General features: G+C 49.5%; 21 protein-coding genes and 1 riboswitch. Of the genes, 12 read left to right on the top strand and 9 right to left on the bottom strand.

Going from position 1 to position 25,091, the window contains the following annotated elements:
* Nucleotides 1-270 precede the first annotated feature (270 nt).
* Nucleotides 271-2,241 carry a glutamine--fructose-6-phosphate transaminase (isomerizing) gene (glmS, locus tag AC1S52_RS31195; protein ID WP_482032950.1) on the bottom strand — a complete coding sequence of 657 codons (1,971 nt, stop codon included), beginning with the start codon at nt 2,239-2,241 and terminating at the stop codon, nt 271-273.
* Nucleotides 2,242-2,535: 294 nt separating this feature from the next.
* Between glmS and AC1S52_RS31190 the strand changes: the two genes are divergently transcribed.
* From AC1S52_RS31190 to AC1S52_RS31175, 4 genes are all read left to right on the top strand, one after another.
* Nucleotides 2,536-3,336, top strand: a complete 801-nt coding sequence (locus AC1S52_RS31190; RefSeq protein ID WP_482032949.1) for an ABC transporter ATP-binding protein — start codon at nt 2,536-2,538, stop codon at nt 3,334-3,336.
* A gap of 72 nt (nt 3,337-3,408) precedes the next feature.
* Nucleotides 3,409-3,819, top strand: coding sequence for a nuclear transport factor 2 family protein (locus AC1S52_RS31185; RefSeq protein WP_482032948.1), 411 nt, complete (start codon nt 3,409-3,411; stop codon nt 3,817-3,819).
* Nucleotides 3,820-3,821: 2 nt separating this feature from the next.
* Complete coding sequence (locus tag AC1S52_RS31180; RefSeq protein WP_482032947.1) at nt 3,822-4,550, top strand: ABC transporter ATP-binding protein; 729 nt, start codon at nt 3,822-3,824, stop codon at nt 4,548-4,550.
* Nucleotides 4,551-5,241: 691 nt separating this feature from the next.
* The gene (locus AC1S52_RS31175; RefSeq protein ID WP_482032946.1) at nt 5,242-6,165 is read left to right on the top strand and encodes a hypothetical protein; all 924 of its coding nucleotides are present in this window, start codon (nt 5,242-5,244) and stop codon (nt 6,163-6,165) included.
* 101 nt (nt 6,166-6,266) lie between these two features.
* On the opposite strand, the gene AC1S52_RS31170 is transcribed toward AC1S52_RS31175, so the two are convergent.
* Nucleotides 6,267-6,392 carry a hypothetical protein gene (locus AC1S52_RS31170; RefSeq protein WP_482032945.1) on the bottom strand — a complete coding sequence of 42 codons (126 nt, stop codon included), beginning with the start codon at nt 6,390-6,392 and terminating at the stop codon, nt 6,267-6,269.
* Nucleotides 6,393-6,395: 3 nt separating this feature from the next.
* Here AC1S52_RS31170 and AC1S52_RS31165 point away from each other — a divergent pair, with 3 nt between their 5' ends.
* Both AC1S52_RS31165 and AC1S52_RS31160 read left to right on the top strand, forming a co-directional pair.
* On the top strand, nt 6,396-7,418 hold the full coding sequence (locus AC1S52_RS31165; protein WP_482032944.1) for a glycosyltransferase: 1,023 nt from the start codon (nt 6,396-6,398) through the stop codon (nt 7,416-7,418).
* Entirely contained in the window at nt 7,415-8,398 is a 984-nt protein-coding gene (locus tag AC1S52_RS31160; RefSeq protein ID WP_482032943.1) for a glutathione S-transferase family protein, read from the top strand. Before AC1S52_RS31165 ends, AC1S52_RS31160 begins: the two co-directional genes overlap by 4 nt.
* Nucleotides 8,399-8,532: 134 nt before the next feature.
* On the opposite strand, the gene AC1S52_RS31155 is transcribed toward AC1S52_RS31160, so the two are convergent.
* Nucleotides 8,533-10,302: a mechanosensitive ion channel gene (locus AC1S52_RS31155; RefSeq protein WP_482032942.1), complete on the bottom strand. Its 1,770-nt coding sequence runs from the start codon at nt 10,300-10,302 to the stop codon at nt 8,533-8,535.
* 481 nt (nt 10,303-10,783) lie between these two features.
* Here AC1S52_RS31155 and AC1S52_RS31150 point away from each other — a divergent pair, with 481 nt between their 5' ends.
* Nucleotides 10,784-12,061, top strand: a complete 1,278-nt coding sequence (locus tag AC1S52_RS31150) for a S41 family peptidase (protein WP_482032941.1) — start codon at nt 10,784-10,786, stop codon at nt 12,059-12,061.
* Between the two features lie 115 nt (nt 12,062-12,176).
* Here AC1S52_RS31150 and AC1S52_RS31145 read toward each other — a convergent pair whose 3' ends face one another.
* On the bottom strand, nt 12,177-12,449 hold the full coding sequence (locus AC1S52_RS31145) for a GlsB/YeaQ/YmgE family stress response membrane protein (RefSeq protein ID WP_482032940.1): 273 nt from the start codon (nt 12,447-12,449) through the stop codon (nt 12,177-12,179).
* A 405-nt stretch (nt 12,450-12,854) separates the two neighbouring features.
* Nucleotides 12,855-13,769, bottom strand: coding sequence for an HNH endonuclease (locus tag AC1S52_RS31140; RefSeq protein ID WP_482032939.1), 915 nt, complete (start codon nt 13,767-13,769; stop codon nt 12,855-12,857).
* A gap of 402 nt (nt 13,770-14,171) precedes the next feature.
* On the opposite strand from AC1S52_RS31140, the gene AC1S52_RS31135 reads away from it, so the two are divergent.
* The gene (locus AC1S52_RS31135) at nt 14,172-14,777 is read left to right on the top strand and encodes a PTPA-CTERM sorting domain-containing protein (protein ID WP_482032938.1); all 606 of its coding nucleotides are present in this window, start codon (nt 14,172-14,174) and stop codon (nt 14,775-14,777) included.
* Nucleotides 14,778-14,960: 183 nt separating this feature from the next.
* Here the strand turns inward: AC1S52_RS31135 and AC1S52_RS31130 are convergent, their stop codons facing one another.
* On the bottom strand, nt 14,961-15,263 hold the full coding sequence (locus AC1S52_RS31130; RefSeq protein ID WP_482032937.1) for an RNA recognition motif domain-containing protein: 303 nt from the start codon (nt 15,261-15,263) through the stop codon (nt 14,961-14,963).
* 188 nt (nt 15,264-15,451) lie between these two features.
* Here AC1S52_RS31130 and AC1S52_RS31125 point away from each other — a divergent pair, with 188 nt between their 5' ends.
* Nucleotides 15,452-19,231, top strand: coding sequence for a hydantoinase B/oxoprolinase family protein (locus AC1S52_RS31125; protein ID WP_482032936.1), 3,780 nt, complete (start codon nt 15,452-15,454; stop codon nt 19,229-19,231).
* Between the two features lie 179 nt (nt 19,232-19,410).
* Here AC1S52_RS31125 and AC1S52_RS31120 read toward each other — a convergent pair whose 3' ends face one another.
* The gene (locus tag AC1S52_RS31120; protein WP_482032935.1) at nt 19,411-19,860 is read right to left on the bottom strand and encodes a hypothetical protein; all 450 of its coding nucleotides are present in this window, start codon (nt 19,858-19,860) and stop codon (nt 19,411-19,413) included.
* A gap of 100 nt (nt 19,861-19,960) precedes the next feature.
* Between AC1S52_RS31120 and AC1S52_RS31115 the strand changes: the two genes are divergently transcribed.
* Entirely contained in the window at nt 19,961-20,944 is a 984-nt protein-coding gene (locus AC1S52_RS31115) for a M48 family metallopeptidase (protein ID WP_482032934.1), read from the top strand.
* Between the two features lie 76 nt (nt 20,945-21,020).
* On the opposite strand, the gene AC1S52_RS31110 is transcribed toward AC1S52_RS31115, so the two are convergent.
* Complete coding sequence (locus tag AC1S52_RS31110) at nt 21,021-21,695, bottom strand: universal stress protein (protein WP_482032933.1); 675 nt, start codon at nt 21,693-21,695, stop codon at nt 21,021-21,023.
* A 129-nt stretch (nt 21,696-21,824) separates the two neighbouring features.
* Nucleotides 21,825-21,957, bottom strand: a riboswitch (cyclic di-AMP (ydaO/yuaA leader).
* A 553-nt stretch (nt 21,958-22,510) separates the two neighbouring features.
* On the opposite strand from AC1S52_RS31110, the gene AC1S52_RS31105 reads away from it, so the two are divergent.
* Entirely contained in the window at nt 22,511-23,566 is a 1,056-nt protein-coding gene (locus tag AC1S52_RS31105) for a permease (RefSeq protein ID WP_482032932.1), read from the top strand.
* Nucleotide 23,567: 1 nt separating this feature from the next.
* Nucleotides 23,568-24,332 (top strand): TIGR03943 family putative permease subunit, encoded by a 765-nt coding sequence (locus AC1S52_RS31100; protein ID WP_482032931.1) that lies wholly within the window; start codon nt 23,568-23,570, stop codon nt 24,330-24,332.
* A 14-nt stretch (nt 24,333-24,346) separates the two neighbouring features.
* Here the strand turns inward: AC1S52_RS31100 and AC1S52_RS31095 are convergent, their stop codons facing one another.
* The gene (locus AC1S52_RS31095) at nt 24,347-24,721 is read right to left on the bottom strand and encodes an IS5 family transposase (RefSeq protein ID WP_482032951.1); all 375 of its coding nucleotides are present in this window, start codon (nt 24,719-24,721) and stop codon (nt 24,347-24,349) included.
* Nucleotides 24,722-25,091: the final 370 nt, after the last annotated feature.

Genomic DNA, 25,091 nt, shown 5'->3' with positions numbered 1-25,091 from the left:
GATCTGCGGGCTTTAACTCGTTACATATATTTCGATAGTTGGGATCATTTACTCACCTTCATGCTTAAAGGACTAGAGCTAAATATCCCACCGAATACCAGTTGAATTTCCATAATGAGAATTGCTGAGCCATTGATGGAAATATCACACAAATGGCTGCGATCGCTTATACTGAAATCAATCACTCGATCAATGGCTTACCGCTACAAGTTCTCCTGACAAGGATTATTGATCGTTTCCAGATAAAGTTTTTTCCATTTCCATATTCAACTATTCAACCGTAACGCTTTTGGCGAGATTCCTTGGCTGGTCTACGTCCAAGCCTCTCCGCGCCGCAATGTGATACGCCAGCAGTTGCAGGGGAATCACCGTCACAATCGGTGACAAGATCTCATCCACATGGGGAACGGGAATCAGGGTATCAAACGTGTCTGCCGCTTCCTGTTCATCCATTGGGGTGACTCCGATTAAACGGGCATCCCTTGCTCTGGCTTCCTGGGCATTCGAGAGCACCTTTTCAAACACCGTTCCTGGCATCGCGATCGTCACTACTGGAACTTTCGCATCCAGCAATGCGATCGGTCCATGTTTCATTTCGCCAGCCGGATAGCCTTCCGCATGGATGTAGCTGATTTCCTTCAGTTTGAGGGCACCCTCCAGGGCGATCGGGAAATTGATGCCCCGTCCTAAAAAGATGAAATCCTGGGTTTCAGCAAAATCGTGTGCCAGTTCCTCAATGTAGCGTTCCTGACTTTCCAAAATCATTTCAATTTCAGCCGGAAGTTGGCGCAGCCCTTGCAGAATTTTTTCCAGTTGGTCTAGTGAAACAGACTGGCGACGGAATGCCAGATCGATCGCCAGGGCATAGAATGCCATCAGTTGGGCTACAAAGGTTTTGGTTGCTGCCACACCAATTTCAATTCCGGCATGGGTATCAATGATGTGGGGCACCAGATTTCCCAGGGAACTTTCGGGACGGTTGGTGATGCCTAGCAAATGCGCCTGAAACTCGGATGTTTTGTGCGATCGCCGTCGCATTTCCATTTCCAGGGCTGCTAGAGTATCTGCCGTTTCCCCTGACTGCGTTACCCCAATCGTAAGCGTGTGAGGGGTGAGGGGTGAGGGGGAATAGCGAAATTCCGAGGCATACTGCACCTGGGTTGGAATTCCCGCCAATTGTTCCAGCAAATACTTACCGACCAGTCCGGCGTGCCAGCTTGTGCCACAAGCCACAATCTGAATATGTTGCAGATCCGTGTAAAATGCCTCCGGCAAATTTAACCGGACAGGAGACTGAGTTGGGTGAGATGCACTCCACGCAATGTCAAAGTAAGCCTCCAGACATGCCCGCACCACTCCCGGCTGTTCATAAATTTCCTTCAGCATGAAGTGTTTGAAGCCCTGCTTTTCTACCATCACAGGGTTCCAGTTCAACGTGCGGGGAGTTTTCTTCAACCGTTGCCCTTCAAAGCTGTAAATTTCAACTCCCAGAGGAGTCAGCCGTGCCAGTTCGCCGTTGTCTAAGGGCAACACTGCCCGTGTATAGGGCACCAGTGCGGGTGTATCAGATGCACAGTAGAACTCGCCCTGCCCAAAGCCCAGCACCAGCGGAGCCTGCTGGCGGGCAACAATCAGGTCATCGGGATAGTCAGCGGAAATGACGGCGATCGCAAATGCCCCCTTGAGTTGAGTCACAGCCTGACGAACGGCTTCGAGCAAGGGTGATGGGGAGATGGGGAGATGGGGTGGTGGGGTGTGGGTGACTTCTCTGCTTTTCCACTCCGCCACTCCTTCACTCCTGGCTGCTGACTCCTGACTCCTGATTCCCTTTAGACACTCTGCAATTAAGTGGGGAATCACTTCCGTATCAGTATCAGAGCGGAACTCATGTCCTTTGGCTTTTAACTGCTCCCGTAACTCTCGATAGTTTTCAATAATCCCGTTCTGGACTACTGCAATGCGTCGAGCAGTATCCATGTGAGGATGGGCATTATACTCCTCTGGTTTGCCGTGGGTTGCCCAGCGGGTATGACCAATCCCAATTTGAGATGGATTAATTTCTCCTTCTAGTTTTTCTTGCAGATTGTGCAGTTTACCTTTTGCCCGCACACAATGGATCTGCCCTTCCAGCACCGTCGCAATCCCGGCAGAGTCGTAACCACGATACTCAAGCTTGCGTAGCCCTTCCAAAAGAATTTCACTTGCCATCCGGGTGCCGATATAGCCAACAATTCCACACATGTGACCCAACTCCTACGCAGCTACCGTAATATACTGCGTTTTTTTTAACCTTTATAGAGTTAAAGTGTCCAGTTGAGGAAAGTAAAGCGGAAACTAGTGCAGTATCAATAAACCTTCTGGGCATCCCCCAACTCTGCCCTCACCCTAGCCCTCTCCCAAGGGGCGAGGGAACAGGAGTTCTGGCTCCCTTCTCCTTCTCCTCCTCTCCCATCCCCTCCCCCACTGCCTATTTTCATAGGAGAATAATGATTAGTTTTACAGATTGAGTTTTCTTCTGTCGGATCCAGCCCCCCCATGACCCAGCCCCAACTCGTTGCACTCGAACCTGGCGATCGCCCCATTTTGGAAGCGACAGAATTGACCCGTCGATTTGGCGGGCTGGTGGCGGTGAATCGGGTTTCGTTTCGGGTGCACCGGGGGGAAATCTTTGGGCTGATTGGTCCCAATGGGGCAGGTAAAACGACTCTGTTTAACCTGATCACTGGGCTGATTCAACGGAGCAGTGGACAAATGCTGTTGGAAGGGAAAGACATTTCCCGGTTGCGTCCGTTTCAAATTGCTAACCAGGGAATTGCCCGCACCTTTCAAAATATTCGGCTATTTAGCAATCTTTCAGCGGTGGAGAATGTCATGATTGCCCAACATGTGCATACTCGCAGTAATGTGTTTACCGGAGTTATGGGTTTGCCACCCGCCCCCCAGGAAGAAATCCAAATTCGGCAAAAGGCAATGGAATTGCTTGAGTTGGTTGGACTGAGCGATCGCGCCCAGGAAACCGCCAGCAACTTCTCTTACGGTGACCAGCGACGGCTTGAAATTGCGCGTGCCCTGGCATTGGAACCTAAAATCCTCCTGCTAGATGAACCCGCCGCAGGGATGAATCCGAATGAAAAACACCAGTTAAGCGAGTTCATTCGCACCATTCGGAATCAGTTCAATCTAACCGTGTTACTGATCGAGCATCATGTTCCCCTGGTGATGGGACTGTGCGATCGCATCGCCGTTCTACATTTTGGTCAACTTCTGGCACTGGGCGATCCAGCCCAGGTGAGAAATGACCCGGCAGTCATTGAGGCATACTTGGGAGCAGAATGAGGATAGGCAAATGCAAGGGCAGTACTGCATCCCTGTGTTTTGGGATGAAATATTTAACGGGTGAAGTAAAGGGTGAAGGAGTCAACCATGCCAGAGACGCGATCGCAAACCCTGGAAACCGCAGATTACGCTTTTCAGCAATTTACCCACGGTCTCGCATCAGGAGAATGGGAGCCATTCCTCAACCTCCTGACCCCTGATTTTGCATTCTGGTTTCCCGTCGGTCATTACCACGGGTTGAATACGGGAAAAGACCGTGCCGCCGAGTTCTTTCAATATGTCTCAGATACCTTTCAACCGGGCTTAACCATTACCCTGGACGGCATCACCAGTAATGAAACCACCGTCATCTTTGAACTTCGGAGCGAAGGTTTGATGCGTGGAGAACCTTACAAAAATCGGATCGCCATTGCTTTCGATGTTCGAGGTGACAAAATCTGTGGTTATCGCGAGTATCTAGGCAGCGACGGTAAATCGTATTAATTATGAATCCTGTGCAAAACTCTGCCCCTTTACTGGAAATTAAACAACTGAGCGTTAACTATGGCGGTATCCAGGCATTGCAGGCGATCGATTTAACGGTTTACCCCGGCGAAGTCATTACGTTGATTGGGGCAAACGGTGCCGGTAAAAGTACGACACTGCGGGCAATTTCTCGCATTGTCAATTCCCGCGCAGGGCAAATCCTCTACAACGGGCAGGATATTACCCGTTGTCAGGCACATAAAGTTGTGCAAATGGGCATTGCTCACAGTCCTGAAGGACGACGCATCCTGGCTCGCCAAACGGTGCTTGATAATTTAGAACTGGGTGCTTATACCCGATCGGATCGCCTCAGCATCAAGTCGGATATCGAATATCAGCTCCGCACCTTTCCCCGTCTAGCAGAACGGCGCAATCAATTGGCAGGTACCCTTAGCGGCGGCGAACAGCAAATGCTGGCGATCGCCCGCGCCCTCATGAGTCGCCCTAAACTGCTGCTGCTGGATGAACCGAGCCTGGGACTGGCTCCGGCGATCGTCCGCGAAATTTTCTCAATCATTCAAAACCTGCACATGACCAGCGTAACCATCCTACTGGTTGAACAGAATGCCCACCTTGCCTTACAACACGCTGACCGGGGATATGTTTTGGAAGCCGGACGCATCACCCTCACCGGCAAAGCTACCCAGTTATTAAATGACGAACGAGTGAAACAGGCATACCTGGGCTAACCAGGCAAATAGTCAATAATACTTATCCCTACCCTCTATCCTTCTCCAAATCCAACTTCATCGTTGGCTCAGAAACAAGTAGATCTTGGCAAAGACTAAGTGAAGTGGAGATCAAGCCTTCTACAAGGTTCTAGGATTGTACATAGGAAATCCTTTTGACATTTCGATTCGTACCTATTGCCCCCCTTGTCTTAAGTTAAACTCTTGCAGAGAGTTTCAGTAAAACTTTCAGTTTTGAGTTTCAGTAAAACTTTCAGTTTTGGGTTTCAGTAAAACTTTCAGTTTTAGTGTGAAACTTCAACGTTGCAAAGTGTTTAACCTCATTAAAGCCCCCACAGATTCAACCCAATAGCGGCGCAGAATTGTGACGCAGAGAAACGGTGACTGGTGACCAAGAGTCCAAGTCACATATCGGCGTTTTCAGTTTTTGCAATTGAATTTCCCCAGCAGAGATTAGTGGTATGTCAAGAATTATTTTGAGGGTCGAAAACCCCAAAGTAACCACCCCTTGCCTATCCTAGACTCACAAACACAAAGTTGACAAACCACTACGCTGGCGGAACTAATTAAGACAAAACCTTAATTTGTAGGACTTCTCCTTTCCTCATCTTCAGTTTCACAACTGATATTGGGATTGCCGTATTTCCAATGCTTCTGTGAACGTCTAGCGATTACAGTCTACCTGCCAGCTATGAACATACTTGATGATGCTGCCTTAATTCTTCAGTTTGTTAAGCGAGAAGGAACCCTCGCTGCCAACCAAAGCCTTAGAATAGAGCCTGCTTTTGACTCTATCCAACTGCTCGCCAAGCGAGGTGGCTTAATTGCATCCATCAAGATGGCAAAAGAGGTTCCTACGGTAGCACTGCGCCAGGGTTCTGAGTACTGGAACCTGGTACATCAAATCCTGGTTCAAAATCACTTTATTCCAATCAATGGATCTGAAAAGTCAGGAATCATGCTCTATGAGCAACGCGAAATTCCTGAAGGTTATAAACTGAACTGTGCTGAAGCCAGGTTTTTGTGGAAAGAATGGTGGACCCATGCCCGTCATGGTAACCGCAACAGCATCCAAACCAATCTGGTAATCTTTTGCCGTGATACCTGGTATCCGGTGCGGGACATGGTTTGTAGTCACGGAAATCTGTTTGTCACCACGTTGGTGTCTGAGTTTGTGTACCAGGGAGGGGAATCGGTTGTCTGGTTAAGCAAAGAATCGAATGAAGTTGTAGAGAAAACACCAGAAAACTCGGTTCCTGTTACCCTGGCAAATTCAGCGAACGTTCCCCATAAGCCTGTGTTTCGCCAATCTCCCGGACGGAATGCATTCGTTGCCAGGGATTTGCCTCAACAAATGGCTCCCCCTGCCGCTCCACAACCTCTTAGCAATCATGACAGGGATAGTCAGGGAAATACAGCCATGCGCCCTGACCTGCGGGAAGTCTTAAAGTTCCGCCAGGGCAAACTTTATATCTCGACATCAATTGGAGAAGTCGTGGTGGAGGGCCATAATTTGAAATTTTGGCTGAATGAGGAAGAGCCAGCCGTGATCGCAGCCAAAACGGTTGCTATTGACGACTACCGGGACCGGGAAGCCCAGGCTGTGAATGGTTAAGACTAAGTTCAGAGGTGTCCGGTATCAGATGTCAGGAATGGTGCATAGTAAATTTATCCCAGACTCTACCGAGTGAAAGCAAGGGTACCAGATCAGGTAAGCTAACCTACTAGTCTGTCTTTTTCTTTGGGCGGGTAGGGGGCTTGTGAGGCTAGTTTGAGCGGGATTTCAACCCGTCCAAAAAACCTCAACGCAACCTGATGGGCGATCGCACGGTGGAGAGTCATTTCATGCGAACACTTTATTTTTTAGTACCCGGAACGGGGGGTAAATTTGCCTGTGGGGGACTGTGGGCAGAGCTAAAGACCCTCAACATTGCCCGTAAAATTTGCAGTGCTGAGGTGGTGACCTACCGCCAGCGAGAAAAAGGGGTGCTGTTTCTAGATGATGTTCTACGGCAGCAGAATCTAGACAGTCTTATTTTTGTGATTAGCTGGGGGTTTGACGTGGCTAAACTGGCATCCCGGTTGAGCCATTGCAACGTGATTTACCATGCTCACAGTGCCGGGTACGGGTTCCGACTATCTGCAAAAATTCCCATCATCACCGTCAGCCGCAACACGATGGGGTATTGGGGGCAGCGATCGCCAAACTCATTGATTTACTATTTGCCCAATCAAATTTCTGATGAGTTCTGCAACTTAAACCTCGAACGAGACATTGATGTTTTAGTCCAGACCCGCAAATCATCCGAGTATTTAATGCAGGTGTTAATTCCAGCGCTTCAACGTCAGTGTCAGGTTTGCGTAGTGGATTCCTACGTGGATGATCTAGAGAAATTGTTTAATCGGGCTAAAGTCTATCTGTATGACTCTGCGGAATACTGGGCACAGCAAGGAGTCAGCGAAGGATTTGGGCTACAACCCATGGAAGCCTTAGCCTGTGGTTGTCAGGTCTTCTCTAGTGTGAATGGTGGGCTTTCTGACTATTTAGACCCCGGATTCAACTGCTACAAAATTGCAGGCTATTCCAGAGAGTATGATGTACAGCGAATTTTAAGGGCGATCGCCCATCCTACCTTTTCTCCACTCTCTGAATCCGTTCTGGCAGAATACCGACTTGAAAACATTACTCAGCGATTCACTATCATTCTGGAGCAGATCAATGAGTTTTTTGATCATCAAACGCATCATCCAGCCAATATTTCAAACTTAACCAGACTTCGCTTGATGCAGTTGAATTTGAAGCGAATCGTTGGCAAGCTGAAGAAGAAACTATCTGGGCGAACCCAACCTGCCGCCACCCAACAATGAAAAAAGCTCTCCCCCCCAAATTAATTATCCAAACCGGCAAGTTTGTTTGGACGACGATGTGGCATTTGATGATGTCAAAACTCGCCCCGCGTAATCCTTCAGGAGAGTACATTCGACCCGATAGTCAATTCCGCAGCTTCATCGGAACGGAACCCTACGCCCCATCTGCCGGACGGTATAAGCTTTACGTGGGGCTGGGCTGTCCCTGGGCACACCGGACGTTGGTGACACGGGCACTGAAAGGATTAGAGGACACTATTTCTGTAACGGTTGTGTCTCCTTCTCCGATTGAGGGCGGTTGGGTATTCAAACAACCAGAAGAAGGGTGCCAAACCCTGGCTGAACTCTACGCGAAAGCACGACCGGGCTACACTGGGCGCTGTACGGTTCCGGTGCTGTGGGATACGGAGACGCGGGCGATTGTCAACAATGAAAGTTCAGAAATTATTGTGATGCTGAACTCGGAGTTGAACGAGTTTGCCCAGAACCCTAACCTGGATCTGTATCCAGCCGAACTGAGAGAAAAGATTGATCAATGGAACGACAAAATTTATCCAACCGTGAATAACGGAGTATACCGCTGCGGCTTTGCCCAAACCCAGGAGGCATACGAAAAAGCCTGTAGAGAGCTGTTTTCTACCCTGGATGAAATTGAAGTAGCCCTGGAAACCAATCGCTATTTGTGTGGCGATCTCGTCACCTTGGCAGATGTGCGCCTGTTTACTACCCTATTTCGCTTCGATATTGTTTACTACGGGCTGTTTAAATGTAATCGCCGCCGGATTCAGGACTACAAAAACCTGGGTGCCTACCTGCGCGACCTCTATCAGATTCCTGGTGTTTCAGACACTTGCAGTCTGGAAGCGATTAAACAAGAGTATTATGGCAACCTGTTTCCCCTCAATCCAGGTGGGATTATTCCGTTGGGTCCTGATATGGCAGGTCTAATGGAGCCGCATCAGAGAGGAGTGAGGGAGTGAGGGAGGAGGGGCAAAGGGGGGAGGATTGGCATACCTTAATAAGCCTCCAGACCTCCGAGGTTTTGAAAACCTCGGAGGTCTAAACCAGACGAATTAACATCTCAGCACTCCCCTTTCCCCTTTCCCCTTTCCCCTTACCGTCCCAGATCTTCCCGACGGAAGGATGCTAGCCATTCGCGCAGTTGCTCGGCGGCAATGTCGCGCCCTCCCAGACCGAAGGCAAGGGCGATCGCAACGGCGATCGCGCCCAGGAGTAAGCCAAACGCGAGGTTGATGATATCGCTGGCTACCCCAATTTGCTGGAGTGCCATTGCAGATACCAGGGTAATAATGGCAATTCGAGCTGTTTGTCCCAAAATCCTTGCTTGACGACCACCCGAACTGGCAATGAGATTAAATGCCAGATTTGCCAGGTATAAACCAATGGCAAACACAATTAAGCCTGCAATAATGCGACCAAAGATTACCGTAATGCCAGTGAATACGCTAGTCAGGGCTTCGATGTTCAGGATATTGATGGCGGCGATCACAGCCAACAACATGACCCCGATCCAGACCACAATACCCACCACTTCCGAAGGCGTTTTGGTGGGAACCGCCGTGGGGGAAGGTATCCCCGGTGTCACTCCTTCCGGCTGGGCAGGGGGCACTTCAGGAGTTGTAGCGGTATAGGGTTCAGATTTTAGCCCTAACCAGTAAAAGATGTTGTTGAATCCCAAGCCAGACAGGATATTGGTCACTAACTCTGCTAAAAACTGCCCAATCACGTAGGCAACGATCAGAATCAGAATTGCGGTGAAAATTTGCGGCAATGCATTCAAAATCTGGTTCAGCATGTTGATGGCTGGACCAGAAATTGCTTCAATCCGTAGTGCATTGAGGGCTGAGATCGCTGTCGGGATCAAAATCAGGATAAACACCAGGGTGCCAATGATCCAGGACAGAGAGCGGTTACTGGGGGTGCGAGCCAGTCCAAACCGGGCACCGACACGATCAGCTCCGGCGGCGGCTAGAAAGTTAGTCACAATCCGGCGCACCACCTGGGCAATCAACCAACCAGCGGCACTGATCAAGATCGCCGCTAGCACGTTAGGAATTATAGACAAGATATCATTCAGCACCACCTGAATCGGCTGCAATGTTCCCTGTAAGCCCAATGTATTCAGGATAGAGGGCAGAAACAGCAGAAAAATGAACCAATAGAGGGTATTGCCAATGGTTTCGCTGAGGGAAAAACTATCCCCAGGAGGTGTGGTTGGTTCTGAGGTTACAGACGGGGGAGGGATTGTGGCTGTATCGGTCGATGGAGCAGGGGGTTCAAGATGTTGACCTAACCGCTCATCAATTCCAAATGCCTGAAGCGATCGCGTCACAATCAGCTTTACCACCGTTGCCAGCAACCAGGCGATCGCCAGTAGCAACAATGCTCCTACCAGGGCAGGCAGGTACCCAATAATCTGATTCAGAAAGTTATTCAACGGGGCAGAAACCGCCGTCAATTGCAGGGCTTGCAGAAAGGCAACAATTGTAAAAACAAAGAGCAGCCAAAAGACCGCACTGGCAATCCACTTCTCAATCGGGGGAGACTCTGCTGACGTTGAACGACCCGAAACCCAGTTCGCTAAACGATTATCGATTTGAGTCCGTTTCAATACACTGCGGACCAAGGCTGCAATCAGTAAAGAGAGCAACCAGCCAATAACCAAAATAATGACAGCTCGCACGAGATTAGGTACGGATGTACCAAGATCTGTTGTAATGGTTCGGAAGACATCAGTGCCACCCGGACTGGTTGCGGGCGATACGGTATCTACCTGTGCCAGGAGGGTTGGCAACTCCACAAGTTGGGGAAAGGGTACTTTAAAGTTGTCAATCGGCACCCCATTTAACCAGGTAATGCTCATTTTTCCTCAAGTAAGCGACTTCTCTGGAAATTAGATGATGAACTTAGGCTTTTGAACCCTCTAAATCCTTGGTGCTTTAGCGTCAAACACGCTCTAAGCTCAAAGTTGAAGGTCAATCACCCGAAGTTCAGTGATCTATATAGAGATTAATCTCATATTTGAATTGCACAAAGGAATTTTTTCTATGACTTGAACAGAGAGGTTCTCTTTGTTACACAATTAATCTCCGTTTAGGAGATTAAAGGATGATGATTCTGGTTCATATCTATCTTTGTGAGGAAATAGGCTGGAAAATACTTAAACTTTGATGACAATAGGTTTTTTCATATACATTTGATTACCTGAATTTAACAAAGACATCCTTGTTGCCATAGCCAATGGACAGGGAAGGAGTCGGGCACCGGGTATGGGAGATGGGCAAATGGGGTTGGAAATCGCTACCTTAGAAAGCCCAACCCAAAAAAATGGTGAATAAATCGGCATGAAACGATTGATATTCTCCCGTCGCCATTGGGCGATCGCCGCCCTGTTGAGCCTTTCACTCCTGTTCCTGTTCAGCTTTATTTCGCCCCTGTTTCCAGCAACGAATTCTCAAACAGAGCTATTTACTCAAATTTGGGAGACCGTGAATCAGCGATTCTACGACCCCAATTTGAATGGAGTGGATTGGAAGGCAATGCGGCAACGCTATGAACCCCAGGCGACGCAAGCAAAATCAAAAAAAGAATTTGCTCAAGTGGTGAATCAAATGCTGGGTGAACTCAACACCTCCCACACCTACTACTATATTCCTGAAGAACCGGCTTACTACCAGGTATTAGGCATTTTTGTACCGCGATCGCAGGAGCTAGAAAAAGCCGTCAAAACTTTTTTGCCAAAAGGAAAAATTGAATACAGTGGCATTGGCATCGTCACCAAAGAAAGCCAGGGTAAAACTTTTGTTCGTGCAATTTTTGATGGCAGTCCCGCCGCTCAATCTGGCTTGCAGGTCGGGGATCAAATCTTGAGTGCGGATGACCAACCATTCCATCCCATCCAGTCCTTTGCTGACAAAGCAGGTCAACCTGTGAAATTGCGAATTCAAAGCACGTCAGATCCTGACAGTCAGCAGGATGTCTCCGTGACTCCAGCCATGTTGGACACCACGACAATGTTTCTGGATGCTCAAAAAGCCAGCACCCAAATCATTCAGCGTCATGGAAAACGGCTGGGTTATGTGCATATCTGGTCCTATGCTGGAGACCAGTATCAGCAACAGTTGGAAGAAGATCTGATCTATGGTCGCCTCAGAAGTGCTGATGGGTTGGTGCTAGACTTGCGAGACGGATGGGGTGGTGCGCCCCTAACCGCCCTCAATATCTACTCAAAGCAGCGGGATCTAAGCATTACCAGCATTCCCCGTAACGGCAAACGCTACACGTCTTACGGACAATGGAACAAACCTGTAGTTATGTTGGTGAATGAGGGAAGCCGCAGTGCCAAGGAAATTCTGGCGTTTGGCTTTCAGCAGTACCAGATTGGACCTGTTGTGGGCACCCAAACGGCTGGTTACGTTGTTGCTGGAAGCCCATTTTTGATGCAAGATAACAGTTTACTTTATGTTGCGGTTGCCGATGTCTATGTCAATGGCGATCAGCGGTTAGAAGGGAAAGGAGTGGTTCCTGATGTGGTGGTGCCATTTTCGGTTGAGTACGCTCAAGGAAAGGATCCGCAGAAAGAGCAGGCGATCGCGACTCTCCTGGAACGGTTGAAAGGCTAATCACACCCTTTATGCAAAAAGACAGCCTCCCATAATGCAGAAGCTGTCTTTTTATCTTTTTAAGCAAGCAGTCATCTTGACTTAACCAAGAGGACTGCTAAAACCACTCAACTTTTTAGTAAACACGGCGGTTCATAAAAGAGTAGTACAGGAATAAGCCGATGATTGCACCAATCACCGCAACAACCACACCACCCAAGCTCAGCCCTGCCGAGGTGAGCACGAATGAACCTGTCGTCAACAGCGTATAGATCGTACCGCCGATAAATGCACCTACAATCCCTAGTAACAGGGTGCCCAGAATGCTACCACTCTGACGACCGGGATAAATCGCTTTAGCGATCGCACCAGCAATAAGACCCAAGATAATCCAAGCAAGAATGTTCATAGTTTTGTATCCTTTATTGTGATCCAAAATTGTTTTGAGTGATTCAGGAACTGCGATAAGCGCGTCCTTTCATCTCGTTTACCTGTTCTAAAATTATCAGTTGGGTTTATCAAATCACTCCTACCTTAAGGTAGGAATACTATCTAACCGAAGATAGATAGTGGAGAACTTGGTATCGTTGGCGCTTTCTTGCACTAGCACTCCCAGGCGGAATGTGAATTCGCTGACCTACTTCGCACTCCAAACTCCGCCCTGGCTGATCCTGCAAAACTCCTATCAAAAAGCACTGGTGAAGTAGCTCCCCTTGAGTCAGGGTGTGGAGTGTGGGTCTAGCGCAGGGGGAACCTACCCTTATAGTGGTTCCCATTCAATTGCTTCCCTGCCCCCTCGATTCCCTTGACTCCCTTAATGGGTGTGTACTCCACTGAATTGAGAATTGCTATATTCCATCGGCAAGAACCGCATTTCCTCTGCAAAACCACCCGCCTCCATATGACGGATCAGGGATTGAACAATGGGAACAGCAATCCCAACTCCAAACAAGGCATTGAAGCCTGCGACAACAGCGGGTGCAGAAAGCAGTAAGGTCAACTCTGGGAAGACGGCAAGGATGGCAATGAAGATTAGAAAAAAGATGGGAGTTGCAATTCCAGTACTCACAGCAGTGGCAATGACGCGATCGCGAAATTCCTCCACGGTGATGTCACCTCGATAGAGGTCAAGGGCGTAAGCAACCGCCGTTACAACGGTTTGGGTCAAGACGGCTGTGCCAACCGTGGTGACTCCCAGCTTCGCGATCGTGCCAGAGTTCTTGAGGATAGAGTCTACAGCGTTGTAAAAGCGGATATAAAGCTGTTCCCCACCAGTCATGACTCTGGCTCCTCGCCGGATATTGTCTGCCCCAACCTCCCAAAGGATATTATCAGCTCCGTTGGAACCTCCCTGCTGGCGGGAGATGATGTGGCTACCGTGCTTGTCTGCCAAAAACTCTCGAATTTTCGTTTCGTTTGCACCCAATTTGGTGGTTCCCGGAATTTTTTCAAATAGTTTCATGACATCCGCATCCGATCGCGGAGCTTCCCCAACCCTCACTCCAGCTCGCCTTTGCAGCCGTAAGGCAATTTTGGGCATTTCCCTGGCTAACTCTTCAACGGTTTTAGGCAGATCTTTCAACGCATCGGCGATCGCAGTTCCAGAAACACCAATCTCGAAAGCAACTATCTGAGCCTGATTAACTGACTCATGAAAGTTTTGAATGGACTCTTGAACAATCTCTTGTGCTGTCTCGGTGAGCTTTTGAGCTTCTTGAAACCAATCCATTGAGTGTTGAAGTAAACGACTAAATTAGAAAACAACCGGAACCAGCCTGATTCCGTACTCAGGGTAAACGATTATACGGATATGGGTTAGTGGAACTTTAACTGGATTCTGCTTCAAAGCGTTCTATATGCAAGGTTAGCGAAGATGGGTCTGTATCAGGATTCCGTATATTTATTGAAATCTTTATACTTCCATTACATCCTATGAGAACGCAACGGTTAGAGTATAATTTTCAGTGAAAATACTGGCATCTTGATTGAAATGTGTAGAAAATGTGAGTTGCTTCCTTTCAGGGCATTTTGTCGCATCTAGCTACGATCACGTTCCAGTTCAAACATCTCAATAGTTTCATTTCAGGGTACTCCTACCGTTCACCTTTCTTTGTTTGGAGTACATTGTTCTATGACCACATCCACACTTCTGAAAACCTCGCTCATGGTTGCGGCTGGAGCGGCTATCAGCGGGTTCAGTCTTGCCCTGTCTGAGCCTGCCCACGCACTGGGGTTTATAACTCCCTATGCACCGGCTGATTTCACCTTAACCAACACCAACGCCGATGGCTCTGTGGATACTACTGGTGTCCCCAACTCCATCGAACTAATCGGCGGAAACAATGGATCTGGGTCCTTTGGGTTGACCAACTACCTGACCACCGCAGCCAATGCTGGACTGGTGAGCTTTAACTGGAACTACTTGACCAGAGATATAGACGGTCCTTCTTTTGATCCATTTGGTTATATTCTGAATGGAGTTTTTACTCAGCTTACCGATAACTTCGGTCCTGACACTCAAAATGGGTTTGCGTCCTTCAATGTTGCCCTGGGTGACAGCTTTGGGTTTGAAGTTCAGACTTCAGACAATAGATTCGGTCGTGCAAGTGCAACTATTTCTAATTTCAATGTTCAGGAAATTCCCACACCTGCCCTCCTACCAGGGCTAATCGGGTTGGGATTGGGTGCTTTGCGCAAGCGGAAAGGAGAGACTGCCGAGGAAGCTGCTCAGGTATAAAGTACTGTATCGGTTATTGATTGGTGCCATGTCCTTTCCTGCAAGGGCATGGCACTTTTTCCCCATAAAAGCAGTTGGTGTTCGCACACCACACTAAACTAAAAACCGTCCAGGATAAGTGCCTGAACGGTTTTTCTAAATCAATCTGTAAGCAAACCTGACGGAATTAATTATCAGGAACTACTAATAGCTGCGAGAGAAGCTATCGCGTCTCTGACCACCGCCACCAAAGGAATTTCTGTTTTCTCGGGGTTTTGCTTTGTTAACCTTCAGGTCACGCCCCATCCATTCAGCACCATCCAGCGCATCAATCGCTGCTTGCTCTTCATCATCGGTACCCATTTCAACGAAACCAAAGCCGCGCATACGACCCGTTTCGCGATCGCTGGGAAGCTGAACCCGCTTTACAGAGCCATACTCAGCAAAAACAGAGGTTACATCAGCTTCTGTAACCTGATAGGACAGGTTACCAACATAAATCGACATTCAGCTATCTCCAAAATCAAATGAACGTAAAGAATGAGATCTCGGAGAGAAGCCTGCCAATACAAAACGTGAAAAACTCGTCAATACTAGAAACAAAAACTTCACCGATATTCATCTCAACCGTTATTCTAGCATCTCAAAGCTGAAAGTGTACTATTTTTGTTTGACAAAATTTCTAAGGAACCAGAATGTTACCTGCTGACCCTGCACAGAATCCTCCTTCAAGCCATGAACTCCCTGGGCGCTGGCAGTTTTGGATTGATCGCGGTGGCACCTTTACGGATGTGGTGGCACGAAGTCCTGATGGTGCGATCATGATTCACAAACTGCTGTCCGAAAACCCAGAACGGTACCGGGATGCAACCATTCAAGGCATTCGAGATATTTTAGGAATTCCCTCCGACCAGCCTATCCCGACGGAACAAATTGCAGCGGTCAAAATGGGGACAACCGTTGCCACCAATGCCCTGCTGGAACGGAAGGGCGATCGCACCCTGCTATTGATTACTAAAGGCTTCCGGGATGCGTTGCGGATTGGCTATCAAAACCGTCCCCATATCTTTACCCGTCAGATTGTTTTACCGGAAATGTTGTACGAGCGAGTAATTGAGGTCGAGGAACGGTATACCGCTCAGGGCGAAGAATGGCTCCCGGTTCAAATCAACGATGCTCTGATGCAATCCCTGCAAGCTGCCTATGATGACGGTATCCGAGCCTGCGCGATCGCCTTCCTGCACGGTTACCGCTATCCTGACCATGAGCAGCAGATTGCCGCGATCGTTCGCAACATCGGATTTACCCAGGTTTCCGTTTCCCACGAAGTCAGTCCCCTGATGAAACTCATCAGCCGGGGCGATACCACCGTTGTCGATGCCTACCTCTCCCCCATCTTGCGGCGCTACGTCGAGCAAGTTGCCAGAGAGTTCGTCGGGGATGGGGGCATGGGGGCATGGGAGGATGGGGAGTTACGGGGTAGGACTCTCAACTCTCAACTCTCAACCCCCCGTCTCCTCTTTATGCAATCTAACGGTGGACTGATCGACTCCCAGCGATTTCAGGGAAAAGACAGCATTCTATCCGGTCCAGCAGGCGGCATTGTGGGAGCGGTGAAAACGAGTGCAATGGCGGGGTTTGACCAGATTATTGGCTTTGATATGGGGGGCACTTCCACCGATGTTTCCCACTTTAATGGTGAGTATGAACGCACCTTTGAAACGGAAGTCGCGGGAGTCCGGTTGCGTGCGCCAATGATGTCGATTCATACCGTGGCAGCGGGGGGGGGATCCGTTCTGGTTTTTGACGGCTCTCGCTATCGAGTGGGACCAGAGTCAGCCGGAGCTTATCCGGGTCCAGCTTGTTATCGTTGGGGGGGACCGTTAACGGTGACGGACTGTAATGTGATGGTGGGTAAGCTCCAGCCGGACTTCTTTCCAGCGGTATTTGGGATAGCAGGAAACCTGCCCCTGGATAGTGAAATTGTGCGACAGAAGTTTAGCCAACTTGCCGCTGAAATTTACCAAAAAGCAGGCAATCGCCGCACGGCAGAGCAGGTGGCAGCGGGGTTTCTCGCGATCGCGATCGATAAAATGGCGACCGCTATTAAAAAAATCTCGATTCAACGGGGTTATGACATAACCGAGTACACGCTGTGTTGCTTTGGGGGTGCCGGGGGACAACATGCCTGTTTGATTGCCGAGGCGCTGGGCATGACTCAGATTTTCCTTCATCCCTATGCGGGGGTGTTGTCTGCCTACGGGATTGGACTAGCCGATGTGCGATCCCTAAAAGAACAGGCAGTGGAAGCGGCATTAACCGAAACTGCATTGCCCACAATAACCCAAATGCTGGAGGCGATCGCCGCTGAGGGTCGGGCTGAAATTGGACAACAGGGGATTGATGAATCCCACATTCACGTTTTGCGGAAGGTTCATCTCCGCTATGCCGGAACGGATTCTGCCTTAGTTGTGGATTTTGGCGATACAGCAGCCATGCGTTCCCAATTTGAACAGGCACACCAGCAGCGGTATAGCTTTACCATGCCAGGTAAGGCGCTGATTGTAGAAGCGGTTTCGATCGAAGCGATCGGACAAACCAGCAGCCTCGAGGAACCCGTGCTGCCCGTGGGCAGAACAAACCCCCTCGAACCCATTACGACCGTACAAGTCTATACCAAAGGGAATTGGTGGAGTACCCCTGTCTATCAGCGCAGTGACCTCAGACCTAGCGATTGCATCACGGGATCGGCTCTGATCATTGAACCAACAGGCACGAACGTGATCGAACCGGGATGGTCGGCAGAATTGACCAACCGTAACCATTTAATTCTGAAGCGGGATCAGGGGAATGGGGGGAGAGGGGAGCAGGGGAACGAGGAAGAAACTGGTCATGATGCTATTTCTCCCGGTTCCTCTGCCGTTTCCCTGCACTCTAAACCGGATCCGGTTTTGTTAGAGATTTTTAATAACCTGGTGCGGGCGATCGCTGAGGAAATGGGCATCACGCTGCAAAATACGAGTTACTCGGTCAACATCAAAGAACGGCTCGACTTTTCCTGCGCCATTTTTGACCAGCAAGGACAGTTAGTTGCCAATGCGCCCCATATCCCAGTTCATCTGGGTTCTATGGGTGAAAGTGTGAGTAGTTTAATCCAGGCAAAGGGCAATACCCTTAAACCCGGTGATGCCTATGCCTCAAACAATCCCTACAACGGTGGTACCCATCTCCCCGATATCACCGTTATCACTCCTGTTTTTCTCTCCCCCTCACCCCTTCCCCCCTCTCCCCTCTTCTACGTCGCTTCGCGGGGACACCACGCCGACGTTGGCGGCATTACGCCGGGTTCTATGCCACCCTACAGTACGGCGATCGACCAGGAGGGGGTGTTGCTGGATAACGTTCAAATTGTGGAGCAAGGACGATTTCGAGAAGCAGAACTGTTGCAATTGCTCAGCGCTGGTTCCTATCCGGTGCGAAATCCGGTGCAAAACCTGGCCGATCTGCAAGCCCAAATTGCCGCCAATGAACGGGGGGTGCGGGAACTCCAACGGATGGTAGAGCATTATGGACTGGCAACGGTGCAGGTATATATGCAGCACGTTCAGAACAATGCAGAAGCGGCAGTCCGGCGTGTGCTGGATGTGTTAAAGGACGGCAGCTTCACCTACCCAATGGATGATGGCAGTCAGATTCAAGTCAAAATCACAATTGATGACCGCGATCGCTCTGCTTGCATCGATTTCACCGGCACTTCACCGCAACAAGCCACCAACCTGAATGCACCATTGGCAATTTGCAAAGCGGTGGTACTCTACGTGTTTCGTACCCTGGTTGAGGATGATATTCCGCTGAATGCAGGCTGCCTCAAACCGTTAAAGATTGTGATTCCAGAGGGGTGCCTGTTGAATCCCCACTATCCGGCGGCGGTGGTGGCAGGCAATGTGGAAACCTCTCAGGCGATCGCCAATGCCCTCTATGGGGCGCTGGGTGTGATGGCTGCCTCCCAAGGCACCATGAACAATTTCACCTTTGGCAATGACCAGTACCAGTATTACGAAACCATTTGTGGGGGTTCCGGTGCTGGGGCAACCTTTAACGGAACCGATGCCGTGCAAACCCACATGACCAACTCACGGCTGACCGATCCCGAAGTGTTGGAATGGCGATTTCCAGTTCTGGTACAGGAGTTTGCGATTCGTCCCCACAGTGGAGGACAGGGTAGCCACCAGGGCGGCAATGGCGTGATTCGGCGCATTCAATTTCGGGAAGCAATGACCGCAGCGATTTTGTCCAGTCATCGAGTCGTTCCACCCTTTGGCTTAGAAGGGGGAACCGCCGGTGCAACGGGACGTAATTCAGTCGAACGTCAGGATGGCACTGTGGAACCCCTTACCAGTAAGGCAGAAGTCGAAATGCATCCCGGCGATGTGTTTGTGATTGAAACGCCAGGTGGGGGAGGGTTTGGTCGTTAATTCTGAGCCTGCTAATTCTTGTGGAATCGGTACGCTTAAACTTGTCTCTTTGAGCAAAACTTACTCCCCAATAAAAACCCCTCCAGCTTAACGCCAGAGGGTATTTCCGCACACAACCAAGGAGAATTTGTCAACAACCAAACGCAATGAAATCGATCGCGTCATTAGCTAGACGACGATTAACGGTTCAAGATAGGCTCTTTCCGATCGAACTGACAGGAAAACGCCTCCTTAGGAAGAAAAGTCAGCGACAGCTCTGGATGTTCCAGATGGGGATGATCAAACAAAACTTCATCAGTAACCGCATCCAAACGATGCGAACGATAGGTTTTGTAAGCAACACCCGCGGCAACCAGTCCCACACTGGCAATAGATCCGGCGATACCCCACGGCATCAACCCTCGCTCACTGCTATTGGGCTGGAACCGATCAGCGGAAAGGGCAAATCTATCTGAGCGAACAGAGCTACCTGACTCGTCAGATAGTCCCACCGGATGGTTAACCGGACTGGACAGCTTTTTCCCACTGAAAGGGCAGGCATGTGCCAGAGAAATTGACCCAATTAAGGCAATTCCAGCCGCGATCGCAGTAGACAATATGACTAATCGGGGGCGATGGAAACTAGCCATAGCTAAATGTGAGTGAGGATTTCCAGAAATTATGGGCTGAACGGCTGCTACAAACAGGCTAATACGATACAAAAGATCAGCAAGATAACAAAATTAACCTATGCCTACCTACACTGGAATTTCTAGCGAAGCTTTCCGACACCCGCTTGATCAGCAGGCAGAACAAGCCTTGCGAAACGTGCCAGGGTTTGACCTGGTTGCCAGTAAATTTGTGGAATTTTTAGCTGAACGACCCCAGTTTGTGTTTCATATGGGTAGCAGCATCCAGGTGGGACCACGCCAGTATGCCAACATCTATCAAATCTTTCGAGAATGCTTGCGCGATCTGGACATCCACCCAGAGCCAAGCCTATTTGTTTCTCAAAATCCTCTGGTTAACGCTTTTGCCCTGGGGCGGGAACATCCCTGCATTACCATCAATACTGGATTGCTGGATTTACTCAATGAAGTGGAACTGAGATCGGTGATTGCCCACGAACTGGGTCACATCAAGTGTGGTCACTCGGTTTTGATCCAGATGGCAATCTGGACAACGCTGGCAATTTCTGGATTGTCAAGAATGACCTTTGGTTTGAGTGAGCTGATCTCTACCGGCTTGCTAATGGCTTTCTATGAATGGCTGCGGAAAGCTGAACTGTCTGCCGATCGCGCTTCCCTACTGGTGATGGATGACCTGAAGCCGGTCATGAATTCCATGATGAAAATGGCAGGGGGAAGCAGCCAGCATGCCCATGAACTGAGCCTGGACGAGTTTATCCGCCAATCTGAGCGCTACCAGGAACTTGACCAGGATGGAATGAACCAGGTCTACAAATTTCTGCTGTATAACAACTTGTCCCAGGGAATTTTCATGACCCACCCCTTTACCGTCGAACGTGCCATTTTCTTGAAGGAGTGGTCAACCTCCGAAGAATATCGTCAGATTAAGGCTGGCAACTATCACCGGGTTGGAGCGGAAGGCTCAGTTGATGTTGAGGCAAAAACCGCCACCAAACCCTCGGAAACTCAGGCAGAAGTTGACAACCTGCGTCGCCAGATAGAAGACCTTCAGCAGGAAATCGATCGCATTAAGCATACCCGCTAAGCTGACTTACTTCGCACTTCTCACTCAGCCCTTCGTACTGACTGAACAAGGGTTGCTGAACTTATGCCGCAGTCTATTACACCACCGATGGAATTCCCAAAACTGGACAGGGAAAATCAGAATCTAGTTGCTGCACGATAGCATTATCAGTCGATTCACAGCCCAAAACCAGCAGCGTAGCGGACTCTGTTTCCACTACAGTCCGCAGTTCCTCTGCTACCTGTCCAAAGCGCAAATGAGTTTCAAGGGAACCGCGCCATTCCTCTGCGAGATTGCGCGCTTGCCATAGGATCCGATCTGCCTGCTCAAACTGGTCAAACCGACAAGTTTGTTGGGTCGTGGAAAGGTGAGCCGGGGAGGTCAATTCGGCGATCGCCCCACCCGGACGAGCCAGCGATCGTTTTTGACGGTAGCCGCCCATTTCCCGGCTATTCGTCAGCCCAGATGCGACTGTTTGGAGCCGTGGCTGCCCACATTCATCATTCAAATCAACGACATAAACGACTTGAACAGTCACCTGCTTATGGGTTGCTAACCGAGTCTGATGGGCAATCCACAGGGTCAGATCTAAGGCTGTCTGGCTGCGAGGAGAACCATTGTAACCAACGACAAAATGCAAATCTTTAGAGGTCAAACTCTCAGGAAACGATTTACCACCTGACTTTTTAGGTGGAATAAGCACCATCTGCTCAGTCAGATCGTTACGACCCAAGGCACTTTCAAGACGGGCAAGCATGAGCGAAATGTTCACAATTAAAAACCTCTCAAAATTAGGGTTAAGGAGAGGTGGGTTAGGTCATAGACACAATAGACCTGTCCGAAGGTCTTCGGTCTTTCCGGAGGCACCAATGACCAATGCTGTAAAAGCGATAGTCTTGGGTACTCCTCCCATTGCCGACGGAGTTAGCTGACGGGCTAAGACTGGAAGGTGTCTCTCTCAAGGAAGTTGAGATTAGCCCCTGAAAGTTTGGTTCCTCCGTTCTGAAACATTGCTTAACAGGGATTGACTGTTAAAACAATCTCAGATTAGGCTACCCACTGATGAAAAACTCCTGCGAATGGAAGATGCAGGATATGTTAATGAATCTAAACAAGCCTACCCTTGAAATCTGCTATGTGTAAAACAATTGCAGTTAATCAGGGTATGATTTCAAGTCACTTCGTAGCTAATATAGCGCACTCAGTTTTAATCGCCCATCTCTCCCAGGATGGTTTTATCAAGACTTCTCATTAAGGTGGGGATCATTACCCAGGTTATGATCCATTCTGTAACGAAACCTATCTACTGTTCCACCAAAACACCTTTCTAACTGAGCTTTGCCTGAATAAATTCAACGTTTCAAGTAACAATTCTGACTAGTTAAATAAACTAAATTAAGTGGATGTGCAGATTGACAAGGCGATCGCATTTTGATCCACCCATCTTCAAATAGCATTTTGATCGATTTTTTACTCTATCGCGAGTTAGAAAATAGCATCTGTAGTCAGATGGACAAATCCCTCAACATTCCGATAGAGTGGTGACTCTTTAGATAGAATGACCTGGATGATGGGATCTCTGTACGCATGAATCCGAACCAACTGAACAATGCGTTTACTTTGTTTTTGAGCCTGCTGGTAGAGGCAGTTCCCTTTTTGCTCTTAGGGGTGCTGTTTTCCGGTGTGCTTCTGTTCTTTGTGGATGAACGCAAACTGGTCAGGATGATGCCCAAGAATCCCCTGTTAGGTGCCTTTGTCGGAAGTTGCATCGGTTTTTTATTCCCGGTGTGTGAATGCGGCAATGTGCCGGTTGCCCGCAGATTGTTGATGCAGGGGGTGCCCTCTTCGGTTGCCATTGGGTTTCTGTTGGCGGCTCCGACAATAAATCCGATCGTTTTTTGGGCAACCTGGACAGCATTTCGTGACCAGCCAGAAGTTGTGTTTATGCGAATTGGGTTTTCGCTGGCGATCGCAACGATTGTTGGCTGCGTTTTCAGTGTTCAAAAGGATCTACGCCCCATGCTCCAACCAGCGGTGGCAAGGGCAATACCAGTGAAGAAAGACGAGAGAGGAGAAAGGGGGCGGCTGGATGCCCCCTCATCTCTGACCGACCAATCTTCCCCTCTCCTCCAGTCCGGGACGTATTGGTTGAATCAGCCAGGGCAAGCCGGACGAGCCGATGTGGCCGAGCTTCAGGCAACGATGGTGGCAGCGAGTACAGCAGGCAAACCCCTGTCCTATAAGTTAAATTTGCTGTTAGAAAATACCGTCCAGGAGTTTCGAGAACTGGGCGGAGTGCTCGTTTTGGGCAGTGCGATCGCGGCGATCGTGCAGGTTTTTGTTCCCCGCGAAATTATTTTGAGTTTGGGACAGGGACCCGTCACCTCGATTCTTGCCATGATGCTATTGGCGGCAGTCGTGTCAATTTGTTCGACGGTTGATTCGTTCTTTGCCCTCTCCTTTGCCTCCACCTTTACCACAGGTTCCCTGCTGGCATTCCTGGTCTTTGGTCCCATGATTGACCTGAAAGCCGTGGGCTTAATGCTGTCCATCTTCAAACCCAGAGCTATTTTTTACCTATTTGCCCTGGCAGCCCAGTTAACATTTGTGCTGACGTTGATTGTGAATTTATATGTTAGCTAGCATGAAACGTCTTCTTCTCACCCTTTCCCCCTGGCTGGATGTACTGGCGATCGCTGCCTGGGGGGTTTTGTTTCTGAATTACTGGGCTAGTGGCAAACTCTATCTACTGATCCATCCCAGCTATATGTGGCTGACGGTAGTGGCTGGAATTGCGCTGATAGTGGTGGCTGGGTTAAAGGGACTGATGTTAATGCGGCAGGCAAGACGCTCAACGGTTCGAGGTGGGGGGACGGTGGCACAACATCTCAGAGTGTTTCCACCCGGATTTGGGAGTCTGCTGCTGCTGGCGATCGCAGTTCTGGGAATGGTGATTACACCCCGTGCCTTTGCCAGCCAGACCGCATTGGATCGGGGGGCAACGGATACGTTGACTGTAACGCGAGTTAGACCCCAGGCGTTTCGGGGGGCTGAAAAGACCGAAGATAAATCCCTGGTGGACTGGATTCGGACATTGACCGTTTATCCAGAACCGGACGCTTACACCGGTCAAAAGGCACGGGTTCAGGGGTTTGTGATTTACCCACCCAATCTTTCCAGTCAGTATTTACTCATCTCTCGCTTTGTGATTACCTGCTGTGCGGCAGATGTTTACCCGGTTAGTATGCCAGTCAAACTGCCTCAAAATCGTGATCCTTATAAGCCTGATGCGTGGTTGGAAATTGAAGGGGAAATGGTCACTGAAACCCTGTCAGAAAAACGCCAGCTTGTAATTGTAGCGAAAACAATTAAAGAGATTCCTGAACCGAAAAATCCTTACGATTACTAGGGTCTGTTTTAAAACTATAGCCACATCATGATCGAGGCTAGAGTCAGCATGGCTAGGTAGTTTTCAGCCTTCTTTTCAAAGCGAGTGGCAATGCGACGATACTGTTTCAACCGATTGAAACATCGCTCCACCCGGTTGCGCTCACGGTAGAGAGACTTGTCAAACCTACCTCTGTGACGTTCGTTGTCTTTGCGCGGAATGGTAAGGCGAATGCCGCGCCGTCGGAGATAGCGACGAATTTTGCCCCTACTATAACCTTTGTCCCCACTCACCCGTTGCGGTCGCAAACGAGGTCGTCCCGCTCCTGAGCGTTTCACCGCTCCTTGCCCCATCAACGACTCAAAGACCACCGTTTCATGGCGTTCGCCGACGGTCAGTCGAAACGTGATCGGTCAGCCGTTGCCATCACAGCGCCGATGAATTTTGGTGCTAAAGCCACCTTGAGAGCGTCCTAACGCCTCCCGACTCTGTACTTGCTCCAGGGCAGAGAGCGTTGCCTCTGGGTCTAGCCCCCCCTTTTTGCCCCTGCCGCATGTTGGGGGGCACGGATGACACTGCCATCTACGAAAGGGATAGCCCAATTGAGCTGACCTTCGGCATCGGCTTGGCTCTCAACGGTGCTCAATATCTGCTGCCATAAGCCAATTTTGCGCCAGTGGTAAAACCGTCCAGAAACAGTTGACCACGACCCCTAGCGACTCGGCAAGTCGCGCCAGGGGGCACCCGTTCTGAGAATCCACAAGATGCCATTGATGATGG

The organism is Kovacikia sp. CALU 1929 (genome assembly GCF_056784235.1).
Note: the sequence above shows the minus strand (reverse complement) of the source record. Positions and strands in the feature narration are given on the sequence as shown.